13 protein-coding genes are annotated in these 9,598 nt (G+C 64.9%); 11 read left to right on the top strand and 2 right to left on the bottom strand.

The genetic code is table 11. From position 1 onward, the window contains the following. The 10 genes from ccsB to X803_RS0101645 form a co-directional block, all read left to right on the top strand. Positions 1-742 (top strand): c-type cytochrome biogenesis protein CcsB (gene ccsB, locus X803_RS17125; protein WP_084033260.1); only part of this gene is annotated, 742 nt, incomplete at its 5' end. Between the two features lie 62 nt (positions 743-804). Beyond that, a complete protein-coding gene (locus X803_RS0101605) occupies positions 805-1,407 on the top strand; it encodes a TlpA family protein disulfide reductase (RefSeq protein ID WP_026543759.1) in 603 nt (200 codons plus the stop codon). Between the two features lie 29 nt (positions 1,408-1,436). Continuing rightward, a complete protein-coding gene (locus tag X803_RS0101610; protein WP_026543760.1) occupies positions 1,437-2,192 on the top strand; it encodes a cytochrome c biogenesis CcdA family protein in 756 nt (251 codons plus the stop codon). Further along, on the top strand, positions 2,193-2,927 hold the full coding sequence (locus X803_RS0101615; RefSeq protein WP_026543761.1) for a ZIP family metal transporter: 735 nt from the start codon (positions 2,193-2,195) through the stop codon (positions 2,925-2,927). 90 nt (positions 2,928-3,017) lie between these two features. After that, positions 3,018-3,623 (top strand): vitamin K epoxide reductase family protein, encoded by a 606-nt coding sequence (locus X803_RS0101620; protein WP_035777550.1) that lies wholly within the window; start codon positions 3,018-3,020, stop codon positions 3,621-3,623. Between the two features lie 69 nt (positions 3,624-3,692). Further along, positions 3,693-4,289: a DUF305 domain-containing protein gene (locus X803_RS0101625; protein ID WP_026543763.1), complete on the top strand. Its 597-nt coding sequence runs from the start codon at positions 3,693-3,695 to the stop codon at positions 4,287-4,289. Between the two features lie 50 nt (positions 4,290-4,339). Then, positions 4,340-4,978, top strand: coding sequence for a DUF3105 domain-containing protein (locus X803_RS0101630; protein WP_026543764.1), 639 nt, complete (start codon positions 4,340-4,342; stop codon positions 4,976-4,978). Between the two features lie 12 nt (positions 4,979-4,990). Continuing rightward, complete coding sequence (locus X803_RS0101635; RefSeq protein ID WP_026543765.1) at positions 4,991-5,698, top strand: hypothetical protein; 708 nt, start codon at positions 4,991-4,993, stop codon at positions 5,696-5,698. Between the two features lie 61 nt (positions 5,699-5,759). Next, complete coding sequence (locus tag X803_RS17130) at positions 5,760-6,077, top strand: hypothetical protein (protein ID WP_051470352.1); 318 nt, start codon at positions 5,760-5,762, stop codon at positions 6,075-6,077. A 37-nt stretch (positions 6,078-6,114) separates the two neighbouring features. Next, positions 6,115-7,365, top strand: coding sequence for an Nramp family divalent metal transporter (locus tag X803_RS0101645; protein WP_026543766.1), 1,251 nt, complete (start codon positions 6,115-6,117; stop codon positions 7,363-7,365). Between the two features lie 8 nt (positions 7,366-7,373). Here the strand turns inward: X803_RS0101645 and X803_RS0101650 are convergent, their stop codons facing one another. Then, the gene (locus X803_RS0101650; protein ID WP_026543767.1) at positions 7,374-8,078 is read right to left on the bottom strand and encodes a DsbA family protein; all 705 of its coding nucleotides are present in this window, start codon (positions 8,076-8,078) and stop codon (positions 7,374-7,376) included. A gap of 59 nt (positions 8,079-8,137) precedes the next feature. Beyond that, complete coding sequence (locus tag X803_RS0101655) at positions 8,138-9,058, bottom strand: cation diffusion facilitator family transporter (RefSeq protein WP_026543768.1); 921 nt, start codon at positions 9,056-9,058, stop codon at positions 8,138-8,140. Positions 9,059-9,112: 54 nt separating this feature from the next. Here X803_RS0101655 and X803_RS17135 point away from each other — a divergent pair, with 54 nt between their 5' ends. Continuing rightward, the gene (locus X803_RS17135) at positions 9,113-9,442 is read left to right on the top strand and encodes an ArsR/SmtB family transcription factor (RefSeq protein WP_035777488.1); all 330 of its coding nucleotides are present in this window, start codon (positions 9,113-9,115) and stop codon (positions 9,440-9,442) included. Positions 9,443-9,598 lie beyond the last annotated feature (156 nt).

Below are 9,598 nucleotides of genomic sequence, written 5' to 3' on the forward strand. Positions count from 1 at the left end.
GGCCGCCCGGGTCGGGGTGGCGGTCAGCGCCGTAGCGCTGCTGATTCACCTCGCAGGCGTGGTCGCGCGTGGTATCGCCGCAGGCCGGGTGCCCTGGGGGAACATGTATGAGTTCGTGACCACGGGCGCGCTGCTGGTCATGGCCGTCTTTCTGCTCTGCCTGATCTTCCGCGACCTACGCTTCCTCGGCACACTCATCACCGCCCTGGTGCTGGTCATGCTGATGGCCGGCGCCATCGCCTATCCCACTCCGGTCGCGCAGCTCATCCCCGCACTGCAAAGCTACTGGCTCATCATCCATGTCTCCATCGCCGTCCTCGCCTCGGCGATTTTCACCCTGACCTTCTGTCTATCGGCGCTGCAACTGGTCAAAGACCGGCAAGAACGCTCCGGACGGCCCGCCCCCACCGGTGTGATGCGCCTGGTTCCTGCCTCGAAGTCGTTGGAACAACTGGCGTACCGGCTCAACGGCATCGGGTTCATTTTCTGGACCTTCACGCTCATGGCCGGCGCCATCTGGGCAGAAGCCGCCTGGGGCCGGTACTGGGGCTGGGATACCAAGGAAGTGTGGACCTTCGTCATCTGGGTCATCTACGCCGGTTACCTCCACGCCCGAGCCACCCGCGGCTGGGAAGGAACCCGGGCAGCCTGGCTGTCCATCACCGGCTACCTCTGCGTGATCTTCAACTTCACCATCGTCAACGTGTACTTCTCCGGGCTCCACTCATACTCGGGCCTGTGATGCACGCACAAACATGCACCGCCCGGGAGGGTCGGAGAAAGGAACCTACCGTGCCACATGGGATGCCTCTAGGGTTCCCCGGAGCGCCTCTGAGGCTGTTGGCGGCCGGTGTGGCCCTGGTCCTGGGCCTGTCCGGGTGCGCCCCCAACGACGCCCTGGCTGAGCAGGCCAACGCCGGGGATAACAAGAACTACATCGCCGGCGACGGGTCAGTCACCGAGTACGCCCCGGAGTCCAGGGGTGAACCGGTGCAGCTGACCGGCACCTTCTATGACGGGACGGTGGTGGATTCCGCGGACTTCAAGGGCCAAGTGACCGTGTTGAATATCTGGTACGCGGCCTGCGCGCCGTGCCGGGTCGAGGCGCCGGATTTGCAGGCGTTGTATGAGAAGCACCAGCAGTCCGGAGTGCAGTTCATCGGCGTGAACATCCGGGACGAGGCCGCGACGGCAGCAGCATTCGAACGCACCTTCGGGATCACCTACCCAAGCATCGACGACGCCGACGGGGCCGTGTTGCTGGCGATGACCCAATATGTACCGCCCCAGGCGGTACCGAGCACCCTGGTGCTGGATCGGCAGGGCAGGGTGGCCGGGCGCATCATCGGCCTGGCCGAGAAAAGCACTTTGAACGCGCTAATCACCGACGCGATAGCCGAACCGTGACCATTGTGGCCGTGATCCTTCCGGCGGCGGTGGGGAATCCTTTCGCCGAGACCGTCCTGACCGGGTCCCTCCTGCTGGCCATCCCGGTTGCGGTGCTGGCAGGGCTGGCGTCCTTCGCGTCCCCCTGCGTTCTCCCACTGGTGCCCGGATACCTCGGCTACGTCACCGGGCTGACCGGTGTGGACCTGGAAAAGCAGCGCCGCGGGCGGATGTTCGCTGGCATCGGCCTGTTCGTGCTGGGCTTCTCCGTGGTGTTCATGGCGATCGGCGCGGTCTTCGGGCAGCTCGGGGCGTGGCTGCAAAGCTCCGAGCAGGCCTGGATCACTCAGATCCTCGGCGTGATCGTGGTCCTGATGGGCGTGATCTTCCTAGGCGGGCTCTCCTGGTTCCAACGCGACGCGAAACTCCACGCGAAAGCCCCGCCCGGGCTCTGGGGAGCACCGCTCCTGGGAGTCACTTTCGGTCTAGGGTGGGCGCCCTGTATCGGGCCTACTCTCTCAGCAGTCCAGTTGCTGGCCTTCAGCGACGGATCCGGGGCCGCCAAGGGAGCGTTGCTGACCTTCTTCTACTGCCTCGGACTGGGAGTGCCTTTCCTGCTGATCGCCCTCGGCGCCCGCCGCGGCATGGGTGCCCTCTCCTTCTTCCGCACCCACCGGGCAGCCCTACAACGCACCGGCGGCACCATACTCGTCGTGTTGGGCCTGCTCATGGTCTCCGGGGTCTGGGGAGCCTGGGTTAGCGAATTACAGGACTGGTTCGCCAACGACATAAGGATGCCGATCTAAATGCAAGGATTCGCCCTCGTCCTGGCCCTCGCGGCCCTACCTGCGGCCGGGAACTTCCTCGGCGGGATCGCAGCGGAAGTGTTCAAGGTCTCCGAACGCGTCCTGAGTCTGGCACTGCATCTCGCGGCCGGGATCGTCCTGGCTGTGGTCGGGCTTGAGCTGATGCCCGAAGCCCTCACCGCCACCCCGCCGTGGGTTCCGATCCTCGCCTTCGTGCTCGGTGGAGTGTTCTTCATCGGCATCGAACGGTCCATCGGATTCGTCCGCACCCGCCTCGGCACCGGGAAGGAAACCGCCGGACCCCTGGCGATCTTCTCCGGGGTCTCCCTGGACCTGTTCAGCGACGGAGTGATGATCGGCACCGCGACCGTCCTGAACCCCTCTTTGGGCCTGCTGCTCGCCCTCGGACAGGTACCGGCGGACCTTCCGGAGGGATTCGCGGCCGGCGCCTCACTCAGACGGGCCGGCATCCGCCGCCGCACCCGCGTCCTGATGGCGCTCAGCTTCACCCTGCCCATCATGCTCGGTGCGACCATCGGCTACTTTGCCCTACAGAACGCCCCCGAGATCATCACCCTGTCGGTACTCGCCCTCACCGGTGGTGCACTGACCAGCGTCGTCGTCGAAGAGATCATCGAAGAAGCCCACGAGGGCGACACCAGCCCACTTGACCCCGTTTTCCTGACCGCAGGATTCGCGCTCTTCGCCCTCATCACGGTCTATCTGGGCAGCTAGTCCAAAGATCATACGACCGAACACCCCGCCCTCCTCTACTGACGTGAAAGGCACCCTGTGAGCCAGGACCTCCCCCTCTCTTCCTCCCCGCTGCACGAGCGCGCGGACGCCAGCACGGCGCGGTTCGCCCGGCACGGTCCCTTTGCGTTCCTGCTGCTGATCACCGGTTCAGTGGGATGGGTCGCGTCGGCGGTCCTGGTCCTGGAACGGCTCTCCGCCTACGAGGATCCCGGTCATGTCACCAGCTGCGACGTCAACCCATGGGTTTCCTGCGGGCAGGTGTTCAAGACCTGGCAGGCCTCAGTGTTCGGCTTCCCGAACCCGCTGATCGGTATCATCGCGTTCGCGGTTGTTATTACAACCGCCATGGTGCTGCTATCCGGGGCACGGCTCGGCCGCTGGTACTGGGTAGGGTTGCAGGCCGGTGTCACCACCGGCTTCGCCTTCGTGGTCTGGCTGTGGAGCCAGGCCGTATACGACATCTACATCCTGTGCATCTACTGCATGATCGTCTGGGCCATGATGATCCCCCTGTTCATCCTGCTCACCATCCGCAACCTGATCCACGGGATCATCAAAGCCCCGCCAGCCGTTGTGCAGTTTGTGGCCGACTGGGCCTGGACCATCGTTGCGCTGATCTGGGTGGCAACCGCAGCCTCCGTGTTCTTCCGGTTCCTGCCCGTCTTCATCCGATAAACGACCACAACCCAATCGAGCGACCGGATAACCTCCCTGGTCGCGCCCAGCCTTTACGAGGAAAGTGAAATGAAACTCAAACCAGCCCACGTCACGATCGCCGTGCTGGGCGCTATCCTGTTGCTCGCGCTCGGCGTCATCGGCGGCCGTTTCCTTGCAGGGAATCCGGAACCGGGCGATGCCAGCGCCGACGCCGGATTCGCCCGTGACATGCAACGCCACCACGCCCAGGCAGTGGAAATGTCGATGCTTGTCCTGAACCGCACCGAAACCGAACCGGTCCGTGCCCTGGCCTATGACATCGCGCTAACCCAGCAACAGCAGATCGGTCAAATGTTCGCCTGGCTCCAGGACTGGGGGCTACCGCAAACCGGATCCGGGACGCCCATGCAATGGATGCCCGACCATCAGATGGGCGCCGACCAGATGTCCATGCCCGGCATGGCCACCGAAGAAGACCTCCAACAGCTCCGGCAAGCAGAGGGAACCGAGGCGGAGCGGCTCTACCTGGACATGATGATCGACCACCACCGCGGTGGAGTGCAGATGGCCCAGGCAGCACTCGACACCGCCACCACAGCGCAGGTGAGGGATCTTGCGGACAAGCTCATCGAATCCCAATCCTCGGAAATAGACGCCATGAACACCCTGCTGCAGGCTCTCTAGACCAGGCCCTCGTTCCCTTCAACTCCCTAGAACCGATGAAAAGAGCAATCATGAACAAACAGAACAAGCAAGCAAACCGTGACCGGCAGGCCCGGCTCCAGGCCATCCAGGCGCAGCAGAAAACCGTGGAACGACGCAAGAATATCGCGGTGTACGGGACGGTGCTCCTGCTGGCTGCCGCCATCGCGGCGGCCGTGACCTTCGTCATCGTCGACGAAATCCGTCAGGACGCGGCACTGACCGCTGCCGCCGAAGCACCCATCGACGGGGTACAGACCTTCGAGGATCTCTCCCGTAACCACACCGAAACACCGGTCGACTACCCCCAGAGCCCCGGAGCAGGCGGTGACCACGCACCAGTGTGGACCAACTGCGGTGTCTACACAGAACCCATCAGCGAGGCCCGTGCCGTGCACACCCTTGAACACGGTGCCGCCTGGATCAGTTACCGGGCGGATTTGGATCCTGCAGGCGTTGAAGCGTTGACGGAGCTGGCCGGGGAGCGCAGTTACGTGCTGCTCAGCCCGGTGGAGGGCCAGGAGAGCGCGGTGACGGCCACCGCATGGGGAACCCAGCTGGCCGTAGAAGACGCCGAGGACCCGCGCCTGGAGACGTTCCTGGCCAAATACGTGCAGGGGCCGCAGACCCCCGAGGCGGGTGCCCCCTGTACTGGCGGCGTCGACGCGTAGCGGGTGCCGGTGATGCGCATCGAACTCCGATACTCCGTCGGCTGCCCGGCAGCGCAGCCATTGCGGGAAACAACCGACCACCTCCTGGAGGACGTGGCCCCGCAGGAACACATAGTGTTCACCCGGATTCCGGCCGCCGAGGGTTCCTCCAAGGGGATCTTCCCCGGCAGCCCGATGTTACTGGTGGACGGACGGGAGGTCAGGCCGAGCGATCTTGGACAGGTATATGTGTCGGGGTTGGGCCTTCCCGACCCGACGGTTCCGCAGGAGCCGGAGATCAGGGCAGCGCTCGGGCAGGCGGCTATGAGCTCGCCGGTCCGCTTGCCGCTGCGCCACCGCCGAATAGTGCTCATTGCCGCACTGCTGATCCTGCTCGGGGCGCTGCTGGGCCAGCTCGCCGTCTGGGGGGCAGCCGTGACCCTGGCCGGTCTGGCCCTGCTGGCCGTCGGTTTTGCCAGCAACGGCCGCAGGAAGGGCACCCAACCCTACATGTGGGCAGCAGGCTTCGCCGCGCTCTCCTGGCTGCTGGCGACGGCCGCGATCTGGTGGGAGGTGTTCTTCGGCTCTCCATTACCACTGGGGGCAACAGCTCGGATGCTGTTCTGGGTCGGTCTCACCTCAGCCCTAGTCACCGTGCTGAGCGTCGTAGCCGGCACAGCAGCTCGCCACCGGCTACGCCAACAGCTGCGACAAGACCCGGCGGACCAGAAACAGGACTAGGACCAGAAAGAACCATGACAACGCCCCGCATCCACCGACACAGTACGAAGGAAGGCCCAGGATGTTATCAACCGCTTCAGTGTTTGCGCTGGTACCACCCCCGGATGAGGGCCAACTGCGGCCTGGCCTGGACCCCAGTCAGGTCACCCCCGGTCTGCTGGGATTCCTCATGACCTTGTTCATGGTGATCGCCGTGATCCTCCTGATGCGCTCCATGGCCGGACGCGTCCGCAGGGTCCGCTACCGGGCGCAGGCCGAAGAACGGCAGCGCACCCACACCGCCGATGCATCACCGCCCACTACATCACCGCCCGCTGCGCTCGGCGCCGCGCACGCACCCGCACCAGCGCCCCACACAGACACCGGACCTGTCAGCTAAATCGAGTTTTCGACATACCCTGACCTAACATTTAGGTATGCCGAAAGCTTTCCTTCGAGGGCCCGCACGTCGGGCGTTCCCGCTGCAGGGTGTGCTCCTGCTGGGACCGGCGTTTGTGGCGTCAGTGGCCTACGTTGACCCCGGGAACGTTGCGGCGAACCTGACCGCCGGCGCACGTTACGGGTACCTGCTGGTGTGGGTTCTGGTTGCCGCGAACCTGATGGCGGTGTTGATCCAATATCAGTCCGCGAAGCTCGGACTGGTCACCGGCCGATCGCTGCCCGAACTGATCGGAAGCAGGCTCCCCGCGGGCCGTCGCCGGGCCTTCTGGGTCCAGGCCGAAGTGGTCGCCGCCGCCACCGATGTGGCGGAGGTGATCGGCGGAGCGCTGGCGCTGAACCTGCTCTTCGGGACCCCTCTGGTCCTCGCCGGACTCATCATGGGAGCAGCATCCATGCTGCTGCTGGCCCTGCAGACCAGGAACCGGCAGCACCTGTTCGAACGGGCCGTGCTGGTCCTCCTGGCCGTCATCGCAGCCGGGTTCACCGCCGGAGTTCTCGCTAACCCGCCGGCGGCCGGTCCTGCCCTGGGCGGGCTGGTGCCCCGGCTGGAAGGAGCCGATACCGTCCTGCTGGCCGCGAGCATGCTCGGCGCGACCGTCATGCCCCACGCCATCTACCTGCACTCAGCGCTCTCCGTTCACCGCCACGGGACCGGACACCCACCCTCGCATCTGCGTCGGCTGATCCGTGCCGCGCGCGTCGACGTCATTGCGGCCCTCGCCCTGGCCGGCACCGTCAATATCGCCATGCTGCTCGCTGCCGCCAGTAGCCTGCGCGGGGTGGAAGGAACTGAAACCATTGAGGGGGCCTACGCCGCGATCGGGCAGAGCCTCGGCCCCATCGTGGCCGCCGCTTTCGCCATTGGGCTGCTCGCTTCAGGGCTGGCATCCACCTCGGTGGGCTGCTATGCCGGGGCCGTCATCATGGAGGGCCTGCTCCGGTTCCGTGTCAACGTGTGGGTGCGCAGGGTCGCGACCCTGGTGCCGGCACTGGTCATCCTCGGCACCGGGATCGAGCCGACCATGGCGCTGGTGATCAGCCAGGTGGTCCTGAGCATGGGTATACCGTTCGCGTTGGTGCCGCTGGTGCGCGCCTCGGCCGACCGCCGTCTGATGGGCGACCACGTCAATTCGAGGGCGTTGAGTGTCTGCAGCTATGTCAGTGCGGGGCTGATCATCGCCCTGAACGTTGCCCTGCTGGTCTTGACGTTCACCGGTGCCGGGTAAATGGGTCCTTACTTTTCGTCCTGTCCGGTCGACCCGACACTGTCCGCGATCAGGGCATGGAACTCCTCCAGGGTCGCCACCTCCACCTGCTCACCGTCAAGGAAGAAGGTTGGTGTTCCAGTGACCTGCAGGGCTGTTCCGTCCGCGACGTCACGCTCAATACGTTCCCGGGTGTCCGGGTCCGCTACCGCCGCGTCGAAGGCGGCCATGTCCAGGCCGAGTTCCTGTGCGAAGCCCCGGAACACGTCGGCCTTGGACTCACTGGCCTCGCCCCAGTCCGCCTGGGTTTCATACATCCTGTCCAGCATCGGCAGGAACTGTCCCTGCTGCGCGGCGGCTTCGACCGCCAGCGCCGCGTTCATCGAGTTCAGGTGCCCGGGAAGCGGGAAATAGCGGGCGACGATGGTGAGGTTCTGGCCGTATTCTTCTTTCAGTTCATCGACGAAGGGTTTCGCGGCCCGGCATGCCTCGCACTCGAAGTCCAGGAACTCGACCAATACCGCCCGCTCCTGCGGCGCCTGGGAAATCACCCGACTGCCCTCTCGCACCACCTGCGCTCCACCGGCGTCGAGCGCCAGGGTTTCCTGCTTGTCGGCCCTGACGATGTTTGCTATCACGAGGGTGAGGACCATCGCCAAGCCGGCAACGGCAATCACAATCCACACGGTTCGTTGCGCCCTGGAGGTGCGGGGCTTCACGGAGGTAGAACTCATCAGGTAGGGGTTTCCTTACGGGCTGGGATCTGCGAATCAGACTGGCTGGAGTATGCGGGTCAGTGTGCTAGACGGTGTTCGTGGTCGCGGTGACCGGCCGGTTCGATCTGGAATGTCGAGTGTTCGATACCGATCCTAAAATGCGTGGAGACGCACTCCTGCAACCGGTCCAGTACCTCATGTGTTTCTCCTGCGGCAACGATTTCATCGGTCAGCACGACGTGCGCAGTCAGGACGGGCAGGCCGGTGGCGATCTGGGTGACGTGCAGGTCGTGTACCTCCACGACCCCTGGCATCGCCAGGATGTGTCCGTGGATCTGCGCCGGATCAATGCCCGGCGGGGTGCCTTCCAGCAGCACGTGCACTGTCTCCCGGAGGAGTTTGATCGTGCGTGGCAGGATCAGCGCCCCGATCAGCATCGCGACGATCGCATCGGCACGGACCCAGCCGGTCAGGGTGATGATCACCGCCGCGACGATCACCGCAACCGAGCCCAATGCGTCGTTGAGGACCTCCAGGAACGCCGCCCGAAGGTTGAAGTTGGCCGACCTGCTCCTGGACAGCACGAATAGCGCGGCAATGTTGCCGGCCAACCCGATCACCCCGAAAATCACCATCTGCTCCGAGGCGACCTCGGTCGGGGTAATCAGCCGTTGTATTCCCTCGATCAGAACATAGGTTCCCACCGCCATCAGGATCCCGGCCTGTACCATCGCGGCCACGACCTCGGCACGCCTGAACCCCCAGGACCGCTTCACGGTCGCCGGACGCAACGCAAGGGTGGCGGCGGTCAACGCCATCGCCAGTCCCCCGGCGTCGGTGAAGACGTGCGCGGAGTCGAAGAGCAGCGCCAAGCTGCCGGTCAACCATGATCCGAAGACCTGGAACACGAAAACGCTCAGCGTAATTCCCAGCGCAATCGCGATGGGCCGGCGATGCGTCTCGGCAACCGTCGCAGGTTCGTGGCTATGGTTATGCATACCGAGAATGATACACGAAACGCTGAACTCAAGGCCGGGTGTACTCTGGTAGCCATGGAATCGCTGACAACAGGGCAGGTCTTGGCCAAGTTCGGATACGCCCTATCCGACCCGACCCGGGCACGGATCCTCCTGGCGCTGCGGTCCGGACCGAATTATCCGGCCGTCCTGGCCGACATCCTCGACGTCTCACGCCAGAGCATGTCGAATCACCTGACCTGCCTGCGCGGATGCGGTCTGGTGGTCTCCACCCCGGAGGGCCGTAAAGCCCGCTACGAGCTGGCCGACCCGCGTCTGGCCCACGCGCTCGGTGATCTGCTCGAGGTGGTCCTGGTCACCGACGCGACACTGTGCCACAACCAGCGGACCATAGCCGGTGGATGAACCGGCAGTGGAAGGTCCGGTGTGGATTCCCACCGCCCCTCCCTCGCTCGAAACCTTCCTCGCTCCCACCCTGCAGCCGCTCCCGCTGATCCCGGCCATCGCCGCACTGCTGGCGCTGCTCTATCTGGCCGGAGCATTACGGCTCTGGTCCGCCCG

The organism is Arthrobacter sp. 35/47 (genome assembly GCF_000520475.1).
GTDB classification, from domain to species: domain Bacteria; phylum Actinomycetota; class Actinomycetes; order Actinomycetales; family Micrococcaceae; genus Arthrobacter_D; species Arthrobacter_D subterraneus.

Coding starts and splice junctions, on each gene's coding strand:
- X803_RS0101605 (WP_026543759.1), top strand. CDS start 805: ATGCCTCTAGGGTTCCCCGGAGCGCCTCTGAGGCTGTTGGCGGCCGGT.
- X803_RS0101615 (WP_026543761.1), top strand. CDS start 2,193: ATGCAAGGATTCGCCCTCGTCCTGGCCCTCGCGGCCCTACCTGCGGCC.
- X803_RS0101625 (WP_026543763.1), top strand. CDS start 3,693: ATGAAACTCAAACCAGCCCACGTCACGATCGCCGTGCTGGGCGCTATC.
- X803_RS0101630 (WP_026543764.1), top strand. CDS start 4,340: ATGAACAAACAGAACAAGCAAGCAAACCGTGACCGGCAGGCCCGGCTC.
- X803_RS0101635 (WP_026543765.1), top strand. CDS start 4,991: ATGCGCATCGAACTCCGATACTCCGTCGGCTGCCCGGCAGCGCAGCCA.
- X803_RS17130 (WP_051470352.1), top strand. CDS start 5,760: ATGTTATCAACCGCTTCAGTGTTTGCGCTGGTACCACCCCCGGATGAG.
- X803_RS0101645 (WP_026543766.1), top strand. CDS start 6,115: ATGCCGAAAGCTTTCCTTCGAGGGCCCGCACGTCGGGCGTTCCCGCTG.
- X803_RS0101650 (WP_026543767.1), bottom strand. CDS start 8,078: ATGAGTTCTACCTCCGTGAAGCCCCGCACCTCCAGGGCGCAACGAACC.
- X803_RS0101655 (WP_026543768.1), bottom strand. CDS start 9,058: ATGCATAACCATAGCCACGAACCTGCGACGGTTGCCGAGACGCATCGC.
- X803_RS17135 (WP_035777488.1), top strand. CDS start 9,113: ATGGAATCGCTGACAACAGGGCAGGTCTTGGCCAAGTTCGGATACGCC.